We start from the raw sequence: 17,954 nt of genomic DNA, 5'->3' as shown, positions 1-17,954 counted from the left end.
CGTTGGTGCTTCCCCTCAAGGTTCTCTGTCTGACCGCGTCCCACGTGCCCCCCTCACATCCACAACAGCATGACGCGGCGTTCCCCATGCATCCACCCAATTCGGCAGAAGCACCGCCGTGAGCTGCTGATCAGGGTGTGTCTCCGGACCAGTCCCAGCGTTCCGCTCGCCGAGGCGCGGGTCGTACAGGGCCCGGCCGCCGGCGCCGAAGTGTCCGAGCTCGGCCATCAGCACAGCGCCGTCGGGGATCGGTTCCAAGATTGTCGGGCATCCGGTGGCGCCGGAGGGTGACTTGTCTCGCGCCGCTTCTCATCCGCTTTTTCCCTCCCGTTTGCGAGCCAGCGGTCTTTAGCCTGAGGACATGCCGCAGCCTGAGTTCCGCGACGACGACTTCATCAACCCCGAGGCCCCTGAGGACGAGCGCCACCTCAGGCCCGACCACCCCTGCGTGCGGGACCTCTCCTACGAGCGCTCACGGGGCAGGCAGGCAATGGACCTGTGGAAGGGGTCGCTCATCGCCACCGTGACGGAACCCTGGGACGCCTACCCGGACCTCTCAGAGATCCCCGAGGACGCCGTGCCCGGCCCTTCCTTGACCCTGTTCGTCAAGGAGCGGCCGCGAGGGGCGGGGTACGTCGCCGACTTCGTCTACAAAGCAGCCGACCTACCCGTCACCGTGCACGGCGTCCTGGTGAACCAGGGGGCCGGCCTCGGTGTGATCGAGCTCGAGCTGTGGCGCCCGGACTGGGGGTACTGGGACGACTTCGGAGACTTCGTCGGACCTGCCGACGAAGACGCGTCGACAGCCGTTGCCGTGCCGATCACGGGCGACGTCCTGCGGCACATCCCACTGGGTCAGATCGTCGCCAAGGCCCAAGCCGAACTGGCCAGCCAGTCCTGGAAGGACGAGGGCGTGACCACCATCGGGATCGCGGCTGCGGCAGACCGCCGGTCAGGCGACCTCGCCCCGGCGTCCGTGCGGGCCCTGGAAAACGCCGGAGCCCTCGCGCAGCCGGCGAAGCGCGGCCGGCCCCCGTTGGAGGGAGCCCTCCTTTACGAGCTGGCCCACGCCTACCTCCGCGAGGCCGGTAACGGGCCTGGACTCCACCGGCGCCTAGCGGATCTCTTCGAACGCCCGGAGCCCACCATCAAGGACTGGATCAAAGCAGCCCGGGATCGCGGGTACCTCTCCCCCGCAGTCCCGGGCCGCCGGGCAGCCGGCCCGGGTCCCCTTCTCAATCACCGCACGGAGGGAAGCTCGCCGCCTCCCTCAGCGTGAGACCGGCTGCGCGAACTGCCAACGATGCAGGCGGCCCGCCAGGAGTGAGCGGGCGTCGGCGCCGTATCGGCCCAGGCGCTACGTGGCCAGGAAGGCACCAACCTCGTTCCTCATGCGGGGCTCGACGTCTTCCAACCGTTCGTCAATCCAGGCTGCGACCTCCGCTGGCGCTGCCTTCGACTCAAGCCATTCCAGGAGCGCCTCGGCCAGGGATTCAGGCAGTCCAGGGATGGGGTCGACTTCGGGGAGTCCGGTCTGCTGCGAGAGGTTGTCCACCAAGAGCCAGCAGCCGTCCGGATCCGTCTTCGCCAGGGCAGCGTCGTAGCCCTCGTAGTCGTCGCGCCCCGAAGCCAGCACAACCTTCGTACGCCAGTCGGTGATAGCCCAAGGCGCCCGGCCAGCATCGTCGTAGGAGCCCGTCTGCCCTCCATCGACGATCCGGTGTCCGGCGGCTTCCGCTTCCGCGACCCGCTGTGCGAATTGCTCCTGCACGCGCTCATTGGCCTCAAGCCACCTACGAACGAAGAGCCTGGTCAGGTCGTCAGACAACGTTGTTGCTCCAGAGCAGTAGGAGTTGGCCTACGCCGCCAGCCAGCAGATCGGACCCATGAGCTCATCGTCCTCGAACGCCGTCGGGCTGCGTCAGGCAGCAGTATGGCGGCCCACCCGATGCGGCGAGGATCGCTTGAGGAAGTCAGCACTGCCAAGAACGGCTTACCCAGGGTCACCTATGGCTTGCCCACCCTGCCGGCAGGGTGGGCAAGCACGGCCATCAGGGGGCTTGCCCAGGGCGGAAGCGGGAGCGCCAGCCGCGGGCCTTCTCGGCGGTCTCGGCGGCCTCCGCCTCCAGGCGGTCGCGCTCGGCCTGGTCCGCAGCCGCGACGGTCTTGGCCTCGCACGGCTCGCACAGCGTCGGGTGCCACCGGTGGCCCGGCTCCGGGGAAAGCCGGGTGTTCTCCCATCGGTCGTTGTCGAACCTCGTCCCGCAGCCGGCGCAGGCAGGGCGGGCGGCCTCGCGCTCGGCCCTCTTCTGCTCCGCTGCACGGCGCAGCTGCTCCTGGTACTCCTCCTGCTGTGCTCGCGCCCGCTCTGCCCGGCGGGCGAGGACTGCGTCCCGGCGGGGGTTGCCGATCGCGTCGCGCAGCGGCTGCATGTGGGTGCGGCCGAAGCGGAGGAAGACCGGGCCTTCGGGGCCGTGCTCGCGCAGGTTGCGCAGGCCGGTCGCGATAATCGGGATCTTCCTGTCGTAGCTGCTGAACCCGTCGGCCGGCTCGCCCGCCCACAGCGGCCGGGTCAGCTCCTGCAGCCGCGGGACGGTGCGGTTGGGGTCGCGGGCGCCGATGTGGTTGAAGACGATCAGGACCGGCGGGTGCGGGGCCTCCCCTCGCTCCGCAACGCGGGCCATCCAGCGGGTGCGCCACATCGGCTTGTCCTTGCCGTCGGTGTCCTTGATCTGCCGCTTGAAGAACCTGGAGTACTTCAACAGCTTCGCCGCGATCTCCTCCGCGGTCTCGTGGCAGTTGTCGACCTCGATGAACAACAGCGGGACCCCGTCCTGCGGAGCGGTGAGCACGATGTCGGCCTGGGCGCCGCCCTTGCCCGGCGCACCCCACGTCCCGGTGGCGGGCAGCGGAACCTCCGTCGCGTACGAGGCGATCGTGCCGATGCCGGCCGGGGCGTCGACGGCGGCCTGCGCAGCAGCCTTGGCTTCGGCCGGCTCCCCGGTGAGTAGCCGGAGGTCGGGCTTGGGGCGGAGCATCGCGATGACCGTCTCGTTGACGGCCATGGGGTGGGTGGCCCCGCTGGAACCCGCGCCGCGCGCGGTGGAGCCCATCTCCGACAGCGGGCGGCCGAGCTCGTAGGAGGCGGCTTCCAGGCCCTTGGTGGTCAGGTTGCGCAGCGACTCCCCCGCCCGGGTGGTGCCGCCGTTCTCGGCGAGACCGTGCTTGCGCAGATCAGAGAGCGCACCCGCGTGCGAGGCCGTACGGGCAGTCTTCCGCTCGGAGGCGGTCGGCTTGCTCGTGTGTCGGTAGGTCAGGTGCGGTGAGGCGATCCGCTGGATCTGGTCGGCCGTGGCCACCTTCAGCACCCCCAGCACGCGCAGCACATCGCCCCGCAGGTCGTTCGAGGACCCCGCCGGATTCGTCAGCCGCTTGCCAGCCATCAGCTCCACCCCTTCAACGCTCGCGACCAGCTGCACCGGTCCGCCGTGAGCTGGACCTGGCTGGTCGTGGAGGGCGCCAGGCCCCCCTGGAACCCGATGATCTCCTCCCACACGGACAACAAGAGGGGAGAAGAGGGGTGTGACGGCGCAGGCTTCACGCCGATTCGCGTACTGACCTGCATGTACGCCCGCCTGCCAGGTGTCGGGCGCCCAAGTGGGTACCGAAGGAGGCCCCGAAGTGCCCCTTCAAGGAGCCCACTTCGGCTTGCCCAGCCAGCGCGGGGCTTGCCCACGTCCCCCGCTCGCCCCAGAGGAAGTCGACCGCGCTTTCGACACGTCCTCGCTCTTCAAATGGGCGGCGGGAACCGCGCCTCCGGCCGCACCGTCTGCTCCGGAGCTGGCCTGCCTACTGCTGCGACTCGCCGAGAACCTAGTCTTCCCCGGGCATGGCAAGGTGGCGGAGCAATTCTTGGGGGTATTCGTCGGGGGCAGTCCGTGATCAGTGGGGCAGGATGCCTCCTACAACCGCCAGTGATGTGCCCAGGCCAAGGTGCGCGACGATCAGCAGCACCCACTCCATGGGGGGCATACGCCACCGGCTGCGGGCTGTCAGCCGCCACTCGTACGTCGCGGAGCCGACGGCAAGGCCGAGCAACGGAGCCCAGAGGAAGGCCCACCAGGACCAGGTGTCAGTGAGGCGGAGCAGCAGGGACAGTGCGCCGATGAGTGCCGCAGTCAGGAACCATCCCGGCTTCTGCTCCCTTTCGCTGGCGTGCGGCACAGCTGAAGAGGTGTTCAACGTCGCATGTCCTCTCGGGTTCGCGGATGGGATGCCGCAAGAGGCGTGCTGCAACCGCAGTTGCAGCACGCCCCTACCGATCAATCAGAGATCGGTTTGTTCGTCAGTGGAACATTTCCCAGATGGTGTAGAGGTTGCCGGCGGCGTTCATGGCGACCAGCGGAGCCTTCCAATACCAAGAGAGGCCGTTGTACCAGGCCTGGAAGTCGCTGAACTTTCCGCCGACGGCCTTGGCGAAGCCAGGCACCTTCTTGAGCAGCTTGACAAGCCCGTCGAACTTGCCGGCGGTAGCGGCCTCGCCGTTCGCGATCGACTGCAGCTCGGCGCGCTCGGCCGCGGTGTACTCGACGGGGGAGTTCAGCAGGGCGGCGGCCAGCGACTGGACGGCCTGCTGCTGCTCCGGCGTGGTCACCGTGATGGTGAGGGCAGGGGTGGCGGAGGGAGCCGTGCTCGCCTGAGCTGCAGTGCCGCCGAGGCCCAGAGCAAGTGCCGCGAGTACTGCGACGCCCCCGATGCGTAACGTGTTGCGCTTCACGTATTCTTCCTTTGCGTTGTGCACAAAGGGGTGCGGAGATCAGGCGCCTGTTCGTGGAGCCGTCGGCTTGGACACTTTCGGCCCCGAACCGCGTCTGACTCCGCCCCCCGTGCAATTTGGCTTCTACCGCGTCAAGTCGACCTGGTCCGGGTTAACTTGATGCGTTCATTGCGAACGTAACGCACCAGTCTGATCTTACCCAAAGAGATACCGGCGTGACTCAAGTCACACGGCGCATTCCGGACGCGGCCTTCAGCTCGTGGATTTCTTCGTTCCGCCCGCGCCGGTGGTTGCTATCAGCGGCTTACTCCGGAGGACGAGCGGATTGCTGCAACTCGGCGATTCGAGAGATGGCTTGAAACGCCTTCTCCGGTTTCCGACAGGAGCACTGCGCCCCTTCCGCGCCGTCGGGGTACTCGCCGGAGCCGCGAAAAGGGCGGACAAGTGCCTGGCGGGCGGAGCCCGGGCAGCCTTCAGCTTGCACGACCGCTGCGGAGGCCGAGGCCCTCTGGTCGACGCGAAGCGACACCACGGGCACTGCTCAGCCGTGCCATCAGCAGGCAGTATGCCGGCGCGCTCACCAGCTCCAGGACCAGTGCCTCCCAAGGCGCGTCCGCGGCGGTGCCCGTCTCTGCCAACTGCCCCAGCGCCATCGCCAGCCCATAGGACAAGATGTTGTTGGCCGCGTGCATGGCGATCACGGCCTCAAGCCCGCCGGTCCGGATGACGAGCCACCCCCACCACAGCGCCGAGTACAGCAGGAGAAGGAAGCCGCTCCAACTGCCGAACCCGTGGGCCAGGGCGAAAAGCACCGAGCCAACACACACCCCCGGCCACGGAGAGCGCAGGAACCCGCCGAAGAACTGCGCGATCCAGCCTCGGAACACGAACTCCTCGGCGGCAGCCTGGAACGAGATGAGCACGGCGAGGAGTACCAGCCCGAACAGAAACTTCCCGAGCCCTGGGGCGTCCCCCTCGAAAACCTCGTCTCCCTCCTCCATCCAGCTCCACAGCGCCAGAACGCCCAATTCCAGGGCCATCAGGGGGAAGGCCACGCCGGCACAGATCCCGAACCAAGCCCACCGCACCCCACCGGTCACCGCCGCCACGGTCCCCGCCGGGCGGTCGCCGCACCACCGCACGGCCAAGAGCACCGCTGGTATACCGGTCGCCAGCGCGAGCAGCCCCACGGCTTCGTCCGCCAAGGGGTTGACCAGCAGTCGGGTGCTGCCATCAGGGGCGAGGTCCAGGCCCACGACCGCGGCCACCTGCATGCTGACCCCGATGGCCACGACGAACCCTGTGACCAGCAGCCCGAACACCGCAAGGGCCTCGCCGAGCCGCCGCGGCCACCGCTGCCGACCATTCCTGGCCTGCTCGTGGTACTCCGTTCCGGACGGCGCCGGGACGGGTCCCGGCCGCGGTCCGTCGGGGTTCAGGGCCGAGCCATGTTGCCCTGGCCAGGACGAGTACGTCCACAGGCTGCCCCCCGACGGCGGGGTGCCGGGCGCGAAGTTCTGCGCGCGGTCTGGTTCCGGCATCTCCGACATGGCCGAAGCCACCTTCCTCTCCTTTACCTCCCCGGTGAAAGGGAGGTCCCTGTGGCATAACCGTTCTCGAATCCTGCGCTATCACGTCCCGCTGTGGCGGTGGTTGCGGGGCGAAGGCGGGCTCCTCGGACTTGCATGGCTGCGTACCAGCGTGACCGGCGGACACGTGCAGGTTCTTGCCTGAGATGCGCACGACACTGGCAATGCAGTAGGTGCTGTCACCGCAGACCCCGGTCTCTTGGAAAGGACCGGCCCACCATGGGCAGGGCGTCGAATCGCATGGTCGCCGGTGTCCGCTGGCGCGGCTGCGCGGCATGTCGCCCAAGCTGGCGATCCGGTGCTCGACAAACCTGGCCCGCCAACGACCCGCCGACGACGACCACCTGACGAGCTTGGCATAAAGGCACAGGGGCGCCTCCGGCCCTCTGCGATTGGACGCCTCCGTCGGTCGACAGCTTCAGGGAGGAGCTATCAGACAGCAAATGAACCGTTTGGCAACGGCTTTGCCCATGTCCCGAGGTCAGTTTGAGCATCCAAGCAGTCCGACCAGCACGGGTCTGCGGTTTAAGTCATTTATGGAATCGTTTCAGCCACGGTGAACGACGCACTTATATCGCCGACTCGACTGCTCCCAGAGAGAGAACCGCGCCCCCTTCTCATGGCTTGGCAGGAATAACCGGAACGCGCACCCGACTCGTGCGTACCGCATCTACCACTCGTTTCCGAAGCACACGATACCGACGCTTCACAATCACGAAAGAGGATGGGCGCGCCGCCTCCGCTTCAGGGCATACGCCCCTACTGCAAGCGCGGCAGCACAGATGCCTGCCGCCAGCCAGAGAGCCGTGCCCTTGACCATGTCGACCGGCGTAGGGGCAGGGTCATGGCAGTCAGGGGCTGCGGGTTCCACCCGCAGCCGGGCCCAGACCTTTGACGGCTTGCCCTTCTCTCGCCAGACCACGGTGTAGAGACCCGGCTTCGCGTCGCACCTGACACGGACTACCGCGGAGACCCGCTTCGCTCCGCGCATGACCACCGGTCGCGTGAACGCCGGCGAGGTCAACGTGACGCCTCCGTCGCCGCCCATCACCAGGCCATCGGTGGCCGTCATCTCGCCGCCGGCCCGCACCGACCGCACGTCCCAAGGGCTCGCGGGCCACTCCACATCCGCAGGCCAGCGCTCCTCCTGGGGCTCAGGCGGCAGCTCGGACACCCGCCGCGCGCACGCCGCACGTTCCGTCTCTTCAGCCGGAGGCACCCGGACGCTCCCCCAGAGCCGCGTGACCTCGGCGGGGTTCCGGTCTCCACCCGCTCCGATGCGCACCTCGTAGGACCCGGGCGCAGCGGTGCAGGAGATCGTCATGACCGCGGTGACGTGCGGATCGTTCATCCTCATCCGGCCATCCGCGGTGAACGCTTCGGAGAAGACCCTGTCTCCATTGCCGACGGCGTCCTGCAGGCCCACTGAGACGCTGACCTGCTCTCCAAGCCGAACCGACTGCTCGCCGCCACTTGGAAGCGGCAGTGGCACATCTGTAAGCGGAGCGGCCTGCACGCCCTCCGCTCCGAGTGACATGAACAGCGGAATCGTCAGGATTGCCGCGCCGATCCATGCCCGTAATCGCTTCATTTATCGCCTATCTGGATTCGTTGACGATCTTTCACACCACTGCCTACTCTGCCCCCTTCGTCGAACTGACGCACTAACGCACTGCGATGCCAGGCGTCATCACTGCACTCAGGAAGCAAGTCATTGAGATCAAAATGGTTGACCGCACTCGCGCTCGGCACCAGCACCGTGCTACTCACCGCCCCCACTGCCCTGGCGGCGTCGGCCGCTCCCTCTCCGGCCGGCACGACGCTCCCTTCACCCTCGGCCTCATCCTCGTCGTCGCCCCCCACACCCAGCCCTTCAGACTTACCCCGCTCCGGCTCCACGCCCTCCGCCTCGCAGCTTCCCCTTCCGGCCGCACCACCGGCATCCGCTCCCCCCTCTCCCTCCGCGTCCACCCCCACCTCACCCCCTGCTTCCGCGGCCTCAACCGCGGACGAGCAGTACTGGACAGCTGAGCGGATGGCCCAGGCCAAGCCAATCGACGCCGCCCGCGGCGCCGGGCCCATCAAAGCTCCATCAGCACCCAACTCGATAGCCGCTGCACCGCCGGACACGCCCCACGCCGCGCACTTCGACGGCCTCCCGATGGTGGGGACGTTCTTCTTCGACGGCACGCCGGTCGGTGGGAACGCCACCTACTGCACTGGCAGCGTCGTGCGTAGCAAGGGAAAGAGCCTGGTGCTTACTGCGGGGCACTGTGCGAACGGCCTGAACGCGGCCACCCACCGTGTCTTCGTGCCGCAGTACCAGTTTCTCAAGATCCCGGCCAACCAGCCGTGGGGACTCTTCGCGGTCGGCGACGTTTATAAGGACCCCCGCTACCCCGACACTGGCCAGACGAAGGCTGCCGTGTCGGACCTGGACTTCGCCTTCGTCACCGTCGCCCCCAATGGCAAGGGTGCGGTCGAGGACGTCGTCGGCGCCCTCACTTTCACCACCTCGACGTCGTACGACCACAACGTGACGGTCATCGGCTACCCGGCCGACGCCAGCGATAACAGCCAGCACAAGGCCATCCGCTGTGACGTGCCAACCCGTCGGCTGTATGGGTTCCGGCAGATGCAGATGGAGTGCGGCGGCTACTACGGTGGTGTCTCCGGCGGTCCCTGGATCAGGGGATACAACGCCTCGGCCAGGACTGGAGAGGTGATCGGAAACGTAGGCGGATACCACGGCGGCGGCAACGACGCCAACGTCGACTGGATCTCGTACTCGCCGCTCTACGGCAAGGACGCCCAGGACCTCTACAACGACGCCAACAACGGCATCGGACCGAAGAACGTCCATCGCGGCACCTACCAGCCTCCGACGGACGGTCCGGTCCTGCCGGGCAGCGGCGAGACGTGGAAGCACGCCAAGCAGATTTCCGCCGGAGATTTCTCCGGCACAGGTCACAGCGATCTACTCGTCATCTGGACCGACGGCGAAGTCACGCTCTACCCCGGTGACGGCAACGGCGGCTTCCGTCCCGAACGGCAGCTCCTAGCGCCCAACGCAGGCTGGAAGCCGGTCGCAACCATCACCGCCGGCGACTTCACCGGCTCCAACCAGTTCGACCTCATGGTCCGCTGGGACGACGGCAGGATGACCCTGCACGGCGACGTCGGCTCCAACGGCCTTGGCGCCGGCGTCGAAATGGCTCCCTCAGGCTCCATCTGGAGCCACGCCACCCAGATAGCCGCCGGCCGCTTCAACGCCTCCACCTACGTCACCGACCTCATGGTGCGCTGGTCCGACGGCGAGCTCAGCCTGTTCACCAACGTGGGCGCCGGCACCCTGGGCCAGGAATACAAGCTCAAGGACCCCAACAGCACCTGGAAGGAAGCCACACTGCTGACCTCCGGGCAGTTCTCCGGCAACCAGAAGTGGGACCTCATGGTCCGCTGGGACAGCGGCGAACTCGACAACTACGTCGGCACCACCACCGGCGGCCTCGGTGGCGAGCAGCGCATCCACGGCCCCAACAAGACGTGGACCCACAGCGTGATCACGACCACCGGACAGTTCACCAGTGACGGTCTCACCAACGACCTCATGATCCGCTGGAGCGACGGCGAAACCACCATGTACCAGGACACCCGCATGAACAGCCTCGGCACCGAGCGGATGATCTCCCCGCCAGCCTGACCCGCCCTGATTGCCCCCTGCGAGCACACCAGGCACCACCGTAGGGTCCAGAGCCAACCGGATCACCGGCGCACCCCTTTGCATGCTGCTGGCTTCGCAGCACAGGAATGCAGCAGCGCTGCGATTACCCCGTGAGTGCCACATGCGACGGGGCGGACCCGCCCACGCCGGGCCGGCCCCGTCGTCAATCCGGTCACCACCCGCGACGCGCTCCCATTCTGCAAACTGAGCTTCAAGCTGACGTTGTGCACTCCGCGAAAATGTCAGGCATCCGTGCGGAGAGTGCACGACATCGTGCGACGTGCACCGCACCTGGTGGGCTCAGCGGCCGGCTTCCGGAGGACTGTAAATCGTTCGGTGTAACTCCTGATCAAGGAAGATGCATCGATGACCAGTGACAACGTGACCGAGGCCGAGTCTGTCGAGGCCGCCGAGCCGCAGCGGGTGAAGGCAGTGGACGACCGGCTGATCGACGAGTTGGTCGGCCGTGCCCAGGCCGAGGGCCTTCAGCTGACCGGTGAGGGCGGGCTGCTCCAGCAGTTGACGAAGCGGCTGCTGGAGTCCGCTCTCGAGGGCGAGATCACCGACCACCTCGGCTATGACAAGCATGATCCGGCTGGGAAGAACGGCGGCAACAGCCGCAACGGCACCCGGGCCAAGACCGTGCTCACGGACGTCGGTCCGGTCGAGATATCCGTGCCCCGAGACCGTGAGGGCTCCTTCGAGCCGAAGATCGTCCGCAAGCGGCAGAAGCGCCTGTCCGGCGTGGACGAGATGGTCATCTCACTGTCCGCGAAGGGCCTGACCACGGGCGAGGTCCAGGCCCACCTGGCCGAGGTCTATGGCGCCGAAGTCTCCCGCCAGACCATCTCCACCATCACCGACAAGGTCATGGACGGCATGGCGGAATGGCAGAACCGCCCGCTCGACGCCGTCTACCCGGTGGTCTTCATCGACGCGATCCACGTGAAGATCCGCGACGGCGCTGTGGCCAACCGGCCCATCTATGTGGCCCTGGCCGTCACAACGGAGGGCCGGCGGGACATTCTCGGGCTGTGGGCTCGGTGACGGCGGCGAGGGGGCCAAGCACTGGATGCACATCCTCACCGAGATCAAGAACCGCGGCGTCAACGACGTCCTGATGCTGGTCTGCGACGGGCTCAAGGGCCTTCCCGACGCGGTCGAGACCGTCTGGCCCCGCACCACCGTCCAGACCTGCGTGGTCCACCTGCTGCGGAACTCCTTCCGCTATGCCGCCCGCCAGGACTGGGACAAGATCGCGAAAGTGCTCAAGCCGGTCTACACCGCCGCGACCGAAGACGCCGCATTGGAGCGGTTCGCAGAGTTCGCCGACGCCTGGGGCCGGAAGTATCCGGCGATCGTCCGGCTCTGGGAGAACACGTGGGAGGAGTTCACCCCGTTCCTCCGTTTCGACACCGAGATCCGCCGCATCGTCTGCACCACCAACGCGATCGAGTCGGTGAACGCGCGGATCCGGCGGGCGGTCAAGGCCCGCGGACACTTCCCGAACGAGACCGCCGCCCTGAAGTGCGTCTACATGGCCATCATGTCGCTCGACCCCACCGGCAAAGGCCAGGCCCGCTGGACCATGCGCTGGAAGACCGCACTCAACGCCTTCGACATCACCTTCGACGGCCGCCTCTCCGCAGCCCGCCAGTAGCCCCAACCACCCTGGATACACCGTTCGATTGACAGACCCATGCACGGGGCGTGAACCGGGTGAACGATGATCGTGTGATGGATACGGGTATGTGGCCGGTGCTTCCGGACGTGGAACGGGATCAGTGGGACTACCTCCCCGGGCGGACCCTGGGGCCGCTGCGCATGGACATGCATCAGGAAGAGGCCATCGCGGCCCTGGCCGCGCACGGCTTCACCACCCGGTCAGACGGATACAGCCCAGGGTGGGACCCCGTGCGCTTCGCCAGGGAAGACACCCCCACGAGCCAGGCGGCGGTGGAGTGCTACTTCCACGCGGACGGGGAGCTGGCCTATGTCCTCGTCGACGGACGCCTCGGCCCTCAGGTGACCTGCGGGGGAATCCGGCTCATCGGCCGTGTGCCGTCGCAGCTCGCGCAGGAGATGGAAGCCCACGCGGTCACGTACGACACCGGCCTGCGGTTCAGTCCCACGGGAGACCTGTTCTGTGACGGCTTCCAACTCGAACTCGGCGCCCAGCGCGCCGGCGACCACGTCGTGTCCTGGGCCCTGTTCTTCGTCGCGGGAGATGACCACTCCGTCACGCGTGATGCCGCACCCGAAGCGGTGTGGCACCGCTGGTAGACGGGCGCTTTTTACCTCGCCACGTCGAGCGCCTTCACAGGGGGCGGAGGACGGACTTCGTAGAACTGGCTCCGGGGTCGGTCACCCCTTACGACATCGCGAGTTCAACCTCAGTAACTCGGTCGGCCAACCGGCCCTCGATGCCGGCGTCAAAGCCCATCGCGAAGTGGCCGAAGACCTCCCGGTAGGTGCAGAACACGGAGAACACCACGTCCTGCGGGATGTCCCGCAACTCCTCAGCTACGCGGTCCTCATGGCCCACGAACAACTGCCACTCGGCGGTCTCGAAACAGTCCAGAAGGAACGCCCGCAACTCGCTCTCCGAAACCAGACGAGACGAGAGACAGTCGTAGCCCGTGGCCTTGGTTTCCCTCACACCGTCACCCTACGCACTATGACAACAAACCGTGGATCCGTAGGCTCTCAGCGCAGGGGGCCAGTCCATGAAGCAGATCCTTCTGGTGCGCCCTGGATGTCCTCGCGGCCCGCTACAGCGGCATGTGCCGCGTACGACGGGGCCGTGACCCTGTTGCCGCTTCTCCGGCACAGACCGGACGGGCAAGGGGGCGGAATCGGCCCGCGTCAGGATGCAGGCTTTTGCCGTGCCGGACACCACCGCCGCATGCTCGGGTGAAATGTCGCCGAGGTGCCCCCGCCGACCGGCGGGGGCACCTCGTGCGGTCAGGTGCTGTCCAGAGCGCCTGGGACACCTGCCCTCGTCCGCACACTCCTGTCGGCACGGCGTGATCTTGAGCGTAGCGCGCAAGCCGCCTGCCAACGGGCTCAATGCCGGAATCGTCGCCACTACCAGCGCGTACCGCCCGGCTCCTGGGACCGTAGCCGCCCAGCCCGGCGCAGACTCTCCCTTCGACGACCAGGCCCACGCCTTGGACGCCTTCGAGGAACTGCTGAGCAGCCTCGGAGCCCACGGCGCGCAACGGCGGAAGCCCAAGCAGGCGGACTTCGCCTCCCAAAAGCGCATGGGGGCCCGCTCGCGCGACAGATTTGCGTGATGCCGTGGCCCCCTGCCGGGTCGCGAGGAACTCGCTTCCGGCGTATGACTCTCAGAGGCTCGTGAGATCGACCCATACCCACGGTTCGTGGTGCCACGAGCGGACTTCGCCGACGACCAGTTCGATGGTTGCTCCCACCGGCGGGAGGTCCTGAGCCAGTCGCCTTACCAGGGGCGTTTCAAAGTCCCCGCAAGCGCTTGAGTCCGCAGGTCGCGGCTGTGCAGGGGGCGGGACTGGCCCGTCACGAACGCAACGAAGCTCCGGTTGGACGGGGTGACCTCCAAGTCGCCTCGAACCACCGGAGCTTCGATGTGCCGCAAGTCTGCCACCGTCTGCCTGATCAAGTCGCCGGTCCTGGACAACGTGGCGGGACTGTCGCTGGTGGAGCGGCTGCGGCTGCTTCCCGATCCGCGTCGGCGCCGAGGGGTGCGTCACCCGTTCGTGGCCGTGCTGCTGGTTGCCGCCTCCGCCGTCGTCGGCGGCGCGCAGTCGTTCGCGGCCATCGGCCAGTGGGCCGCGAACGCCCCGCAGCACGCCCTGGCCCGGCTGGGCGCCCGCGTCGTTGGGGCACTCGGCGTACGGGTCACGCCGAGTGTCGCGACAATCCGCCGGGTCGTCGGCATGGCCTGCCCCGGCGGCCTGGCCGATCTGACCGGCGCTGACCCCGCCGGCTCGGAATCACTGGCCATCGACGGCAAGGCCGCCCGCGGCTCCCGGCACGGCACCTCGCCCGCCGCCCACCTCCTGGCCGCGATGACCGGCGACGGCCGGACCGTCACCCAACTACGCGTCCCCGACAAGACGAATGAGATCACCTGCTTCGCGGCGCTGCTGGAGCCCTTCGACCTGACCGGGGTCACTATCACAGCGGACGCGCTCCACACCCAGCGCGGCCACGTCCGCTTCCTCGTCGAGGAGAAGAAGGCCCACTACCTGTTCGTGGTCAAGGCCAACCAGCCCGAACTGCACCGCCGGCTGCGGTCATTGCCATGGAAGGACGTCACCTCGCGCCGCTACGACCGCGAGACCGGCCACGGCCGCCGGGAGACCCGGGCGACCAGGGCACTCACCGTCATCGACCTCGGCCTGGACTTCCCCCACGCAGCCCAGGCCGTGCGCATCCTGCGCCACCGCACCGACCTGACGACCGGCAAGGTCAGCCGCGAGACCGTTTACGCGGTCACGGACCTGACCTCACATCAGGCATCGCCGCAACGGCTCGGCCGGCTCGCCCGCTCGCAGTGGACCATCGAGAACCGGCTTCACTTCGTTCGTGACACCACCTTCCGCGAGGACGCCTCGAAGATCCGAACCGGCCACGCCCCCGAGAACATGGCAACCCTGCGCAACCTGGCGATCAACACCGTCCGCACAGCCGGGCACCAAAACGTCGCCGCCGGCCTCCGACACGCCTCCTACGAACCGTTCACCCGCCCACTTGACCTCCTGGGCATCGCCTGACCAGCCCGCTCACAAGATCATCAGACTTTGCAATGCCCCTGCGCTCTCGTAACTCACGAACAAAGCCAGTACGGGGATTCCACCGGCTCCGATCGCCTCGTGGACATCTCCCGCAACGGCGTCGAGGTCATTCAGTACTACCCGATGGCGGACCACCCCCCGGCCACCGTGGACTACGCCCGCGACGGTGCATACCTTTGCGGTTTCGGTCTCGCAGAGGAAGACGATCGGTGGGGACAGCAACCCGACCTGCTGCTGCCCGAACTCGTCGCCGCACGGATCCTCCAACCGGACGGGAGCAAGGACGCCTCCGCTCCGTACGAGCCGTACACGATCACCTACAAGCGCACCCTCTCGGTCATCGAGACCCGGTTCGGTCTCTCGCTCCCCCGTACCTGCCTCGCCGAGGGCCGCCTTCCCGCCTACGCAGTCCGAGGCACCCCTGACATGCGCACCAGGCGAGAGCCCGACTACTACGAAATCCGGGCATGGGCCACCGCCAACGGGATGACGTACACCGACAACGGAACCTGCGTCCCGCCCGAGATACGCAAAGCCTTCCAACGAGCGAGCTACCGCCAAGACCTCTGAGGCGGATCAACGCCCGCCCCCGCAAAGTCCCCGGCCGCCTCCGGCGCCAGGCGGAGTCGGTGAAAGTTCCTCGGCCGAGGGCTCGTCGCACGGCCAGGTTCTCGGCGGGGCCGAGCCGCTGGAGGGCTCTCATCAGCAGCGGGACGGGCAGCGTCCGGCGCGGATCCCCTTCGAGGAGAGGCTCCACGGTCCTGTGAAGGGCAGTCAGGTCATAGCCCCAGGTGGCAACCGCGGCAGCGCCGTCAGCCGGTCTTTCGTCGGCGACGGTGTTTCCTCCCGCCAGGCGGGCAACTTTCTGCGGCGCCATCCCGTCCCCCGCGAACCGCACTCCCGTCCACGGCTGCCCAGAGCCGGCTGCAGCCAGGTGCTCCCCGACCTGGCGGGCCGCTTCCGGGCGCAGCGGTACCGTCCGCCCGACCGCGTGGAAGCGGCCGCGGTCGTCGTGGCGGCCGAGGACGAGGAGCTGCGGGCGGGTCAGGGTGCCGGTGATCGCCTCCGTGGTGTCCCGACGGCGAAGCCGTCTTTTTGCAGCACGTCGAACGCGGAAGCGCGCGGGTTCCGAGATTCCTGAACGTAGGGAAGCCTGAACCCGCGTGCCCGTTAATGGCTGAGGCGATCCCGCGCGCAGGTTCCGGTGAAGCTGGCGGGATTTGCTTTCCGAGCGTTCGCCGCCGATCCAACTGGCTAGCCCGCAGGCCAATGTGGGTTCGGCATGCCGTCATCGCTCACGTGCGCCCGCTGCCAGATCCCTTTCCAGTTGAACGGGGTCTCCGGGACGAACCGGTGCCGCTGCCCGCACGGACATGGCGCCAGCACCCACGCGCACCCACGGCACAGCTCCACCCAGCCGTGCCCGGTCGAGTTCGACACCAGCGGTCTCTCGTCCCCGCAGGCGGGGCAGCCGGGGAGATCGGCGCCGTCCAGAATCGCGTTCTGTCGCCGGACGTACTCGGGCAGCCGCAGCGACGGATGGCGAAACGGGTCTTCGTACCAGGCGCGGTTGGGGCCCTCCCACCAGCTCCGCAGCCACCACGGTCGCGGGTTCACTACAGTCCGCCGCCCGGCCCGCTTCTCCGCCCGGCGATGCGCGGCGTACTCCTCCGCCCGCGCGAGCCACAGCACCCGCGCCTCATACAGTTCCTCCACCGCCCGCACCAGCGCGTCCGGATCCGCCTCCAGCCGCCGGGGGATCGCGGCGCTCAGCGTGAGGTGGTGGTACGTCGCCCGGAAGCCGTACGGAGCAAAGAGGGTGATGCAGGTCCGCAGCGCACTGTGCCGACGGTGGAGGGGGAGCCCGGCATCGTGCACGTGCGCTCGGTGGGTCAGGAAGCTGGTCATGGTGTGGGTGCCAGGTCCAGTGCCCGTGCCAGGGCGGTAGTGACGGCAGCAGCATGTGCTGGCAGGTGTCGTTCCACCCAGGTTCCGGCAAGGCTGAGGAAGTCCTGCAAATCCTGCTGAGCATCGGCGACGAGCCTGCGTACCTGGTCTACCGACAGCTCGATCACCGGGCTGCCGTCCACCCCGTGAGCATCGAGCGTGAACCGGAGAACGTCGTTGACGCGTTCGGCCACCGAGGATGGATCGTGGCCGAAGTATGCGCAGCCGGTACCGTCGAGCACCTCCAGCCAGTCCCGCCAGGGCTCCAGTCCGTTGCAGCAGCCTGGCTCAACGAAGACGGTGTCGGTGGCGTTGTCGGTCACCCGGAAGCCGCCGGCGGCGAACAGGTCAGGCATGGTGAGCAGCCCGTGCAGGAAGGCGCCGAGCGGGTCGGTCGGACACGATTCGTGCTCCTCCTGCGGCTCGAAGTCATTGCAGTCGGCGATCCGCATAACGGCCGTGCCGACCTCCGCCGGAGTCAGCCCCCCGTTCAGCACGAGGTAGCCATATGACTCGTGCTCGCCAACGGGCCAGAGCTCGAAGTCGTCGGAAGCGGAGATCTCCAGAACGGGTTGCATAACAATCACATGGGGATGATGCCGGACCCGCTGCTTCGTCGCCACGGGCTTTCGGCTGCGGCGTTGGGCTCGGAGCGGGCCCACTACCTGGGCAGTTTCGAGGTGCGCTCCGGGTATGCAGTGCTGACGTAGCGCATGGCGGCCGGAGCGGGTCGGCGCATTCGGCCGCCTCATTAAGGATACGGAACGCCTAGTACTGCAATCACACTTGTGTGATTGCAGTACTAATGCTCAGCGGATTTTGGGGAAAGCCTTGTCGGGGTGGGCTGCCGCGACGTACTTCATGGCCGTCGACGGGTGAATGCCGAAGAGGCGGATGAGGTGGACGGGGTCGGCGCTCACCCGTGCCTCGTCCAGCACGCGGTCGCTCCAGAGCTGCCTCGGGGTCATGCCGATCTGGTCGAAAGCCGCGCGCAGTCCCAAGTAGCTGACCGGGATGAGCGCGGGATGGTGTGCGGTCTGGCTGGTGATGAAGAGGTGGGGGTTGGGCGCCATGGGCCGGGTACGGCGCCGTTCGTGCAGCCAGTCGGCCGCGAGCCCCATGATGAGGGGTCCAAGTAC

16 protein-coding genes and 1 pseudogene are annotated in these 17,954 nt (G+C 67.6%); 6 read left to right on the top strand and 11 right to left on the bottom strand.

Annotation, left to right across the window (positions count from 1 at the left end):
- Window positions 1-361 precede the first annotated feature (361 nt).
- A complete protein-coding gene (locus OG974_RS32680; RefSeq protein WP_327286532.1) occupies window positions 362-1,279 on the top strand; it encodes a hypothetical protein in 918 nt (305 codons plus the stop codon).
- A gap of 78 nt (window positions 1,280-1,357) precedes the next feature.
- Here OG974_RS32680 and OG974_RS32675 read toward each other — a convergent pair whose 3' ends face one another.
- The 7 genes from OG974_RS32675 to OG974_RS32645 form a co-directional block, all read right to left on the bottom strand.
- Window positions 1,358-1,828: a hypothetical protein gene (locus OG974_RS32675; RefSeq protein ID WP_327286531.1), complete on the bottom strand. Its 471-nt coding sequence runs from the start codon at window positions 1,826-1,828 to the stop codon at window positions 1,358-1,360.
- A 223-nt stretch (window positions 1,829-2,051) separates the two neighbouring features.
- Entirely contained in the window at window positions 2,052-3,443 is a 1,392-nt protein-coding gene (locus OG974_RS32670; protein WP_327286530.1) for a replication-relaxation family protein, read from the bottom strand.
- Between the two features lie 499 nt (window positions 3,444-3,942).
- Entirely contained in the window at window positions 3,943-4,242 is a 300-nt protein-coding gene (locus tag OG974_RS32665; RefSeq protein ID WP_327286529.1) for a hypothetical protein, read from the bottom strand.
- Window positions 4,243-4,345: 103 nt separating this feature from the next.
- The gene (locus OG974_RS32660) at window positions 4,346-4,777 is read right to left on the bottom strand and encodes a hypothetical protein (RefSeq protein WP_327286528.1); all 432 of its coding nucleotides are present in this window, start codon (window positions 4,775-4,777) and stop codon (window positions 4,346-4,348) included.
- A gap of 473 nt (window positions 4,778-5,250) precedes the next feature.
- Complete coding sequence (locus OG974_RS32655) at window positions 5,251-6,339, bottom strand: type II CAAX endopeptidase family protein (protein ID WP_327286527.1); 1,089 nt, start codon at window positions 6,337-6,339, stop codon at window positions 5,251-5,253.
- A gap of 739 nt (window positions 6,340-7,078) precedes the next feature.
- On the bottom strand, window positions 7,079-7,957 hold the full coding sequence (locus tag OG974_RS32650) for a hypothetical protein (RefSeq protein WP_327286526.1): 879 nt from the start codon (window positions 7,955-7,957) through the stop codon (window positions 7,079-7,081).
- Complete coding sequence (locus OG974_RS32645; protein WP_327286525.1) at window positions 7,954-8,265, bottom strand: hypothetical protein; 312 nt, start codon at window positions 8,263-8,265, stop codon at window positions 7,954-7,956. Before OG974_RS32645 ends, OG974_RS32650 begins: the two co-directional genes overlap by 4 nt.
- A gap of 136 nt (window positions 8,266-8,401) precedes the next feature.
- On the opposite strand from OG974_RS32645, the gene OG974_RS32640 reads away from it, so the two are divergent.
- The 3 genes and pseudogenes from OG974_RS32640 to OG974_RS32630 all read left to right on the top strand — a co-directional run bounded on the left by OG974_RS32640 (window position 8,402) and on the right by OG974_RS32630 (window position 12,373).
- Entirely contained in the window at window positions 8,402-10,069 is a 1,668-nt protein-coding gene (locus OG974_RS32640) for an FG-GAP-like repeat-containing protein (protein WP_329317081.1), read from the top strand.
- Between the two features lie 387 nt (window positions 10,070-10,456).
- Window positions 10,457-11,750 (top strand): annotated as a pseudogene (locus OG974_RS32635) (IS256 family transposase).
- Between the two features lie 77 nt (window positions 11,751-11,827).
- Window positions 11,828-12,373, top strand: coding sequence for a hypothetical protein (locus OG974_RS32630; protein ID WP_331735436.1), 546 nt, complete (start codon window positions 11,828-11,830; stop codon window positions 12,371-12,373).
- An 88-nt stretch (window positions 12,374-12,461) separates the two neighbouring features.
- On the opposite strand, the gene OG974_RS32625 is transcribed toward OG974_RS32630, so the two are convergent.
- A complete protein-coding gene (locus OG974_RS32625) occupies window positions 12,462-12,749 on the bottom strand; it encodes a hypothetical protein (RefSeq protein WP_327286522.1) in 288 nt (95 codons plus the stop codon).
- A gap of 946 nt (window positions 12,750-13,695) precedes the next feature.
- Between OG974_RS32625 and OG974_RS32620 the strand changes: the two genes are divergently transcribed.
- On the top strand, window positions 13,696-14,847 hold the full coding sequence (locus tag OG974_RS32620; RefSeq protein ID WP_327286493.1) for an ISAs1 family transposase: 1,152 nt from the start codon (window positions 13,696-13,698) through the stop codon (window positions 14,845-14,847).
- 99 nt (window positions 14,848-14,946) lie between these two features.
- Window positions 14,947-15,438, top strand: a complete 492-nt coding sequence (locus OG974_RS32615; RefSeq protein WP_327286488.1) for a hypothetical protein — start codon at window positions 14,947-14,949, stop codon at window positions 15,436-15,438.
- Between the two features lie 684 nt (window positions 15,439-16,122).
- Here the strand turns inward: OG974_RS32615 and OG974_RS32610 are convergent.
- From OG974_RS32610 to OG974_RS32600, 3 genes are all read right to left on the bottom strand, one after another.
- Window positions 16,123-16,776 (bottom strand): hypothetical protein, encoded by a 654-nt coding sequence (locus OG974_RS32610; RefSeq protein ID WP_327286487.1) that lies wholly within the window; start codon window positions 16,774-16,776, stop codon window positions 16,123-16,125.
- Entirely contained in the window at window positions 16,773-17,393 is a 621-nt protein-coding gene (locus OG974_RS32605) for a hypothetical protein (protein ID WP_327286565.1), read from the bottom strand. The genes OG974_RS32610 and OG974_RS32605 overlap by 4 nt, the downstream gene beginning before the upstream one ends.
- Before the next feature lie 231 nt (window positions 17,394-17,624).
- Complete coding sequence (locus OG974_RS32600) at window positions 17,625-17,936, bottom strand: hypothetical protein (protein WP_327286486.1); 312 nt, start codon at window positions 17,934-17,936, stop codon at window positions 17,625-17,627.
- Window positions 17,937-17,954: the final 18 nt, after the last annotated feature.

Origin of the sequence: Streptomyces sp. NBC_00597 (assembly GCF_041431095.1) — a bacterium.
GTDB lineage: Bacteria > Actinomycetota > Actinomycetes > Streptomycetales > Streptomycetaceae > Streptomyces.
This window is presented reverse-complemented; position numbering and strand designations above follow the sequence as displayed.

Excerpts from the sequence above, each read along its gene's own strand:
- OG974_RS32620 (WP_327286493.1), top strand. The coding sequence starts at position 13,696 with ATGTGCCGCAAGTCTGCCACCGTCTGCCTGATCAAGTCGCCGGTCCTG.
- OG974_RS32670 (WP_327286530.1), bottom strand. The coding sequence starts at position 3,443 with ATGGCTGGCAAGCGGCTGACGAATCCGGCGGGGTCCTCGAACGACCTG.
- OG974_RS32605 (WP_327286565.1), bottom strand. The coding sequence starts at position 17,393 with ATGCAACCCGTTCTGGAGATCTCCGCTTCCGACGACTTCGAGCTCTGG.
- OG974_RS32650 (WP_327286526.1), bottom strand. The coding sequence starts at position 7,957 with ATGAAGCGATTACGGGCATGGATCGGCGCGGCAATCCTGACGATTCCG.
- OG974_RS32680 (WP_327286532.1), top strand. The coding sequence starts at position 362 with ATGCCGCAGCCTGAGTTCCGCGACGACGACTTCATCAACCCCGAGGCC.
- OG974_RS32640 (WP_329317081.1), top strand. The coding sequence starts at position 8,402 with ATGGCCCAGGCCAAGCCAATCGACGCCGCCCGCGGCGCCGGGCCCATC.
- OG974_RS32630 (WP_331735436.1), top strand. The coding sequence starts at position 11,828 with ATGGATACGGGTATGTGGCCGGTGCTTCCGGACGTGGAACGGGATCAG.
- OG974_RS32610 (WP_327286487.1), bottom strand. The coding sequence starts at position 16,776 with ATGACCAGCTTCCTGACCCACCGAGCGCACGTGCACGATGCCGGGCTC.
- OG974_RS32600 (WP_327286486.1), bottom strand. The coding sequence starts at position 17,936 with ATGGGGCTCGCGGCCGACTGGCTGCACGAACGGCGCCGTACCCGGCCC.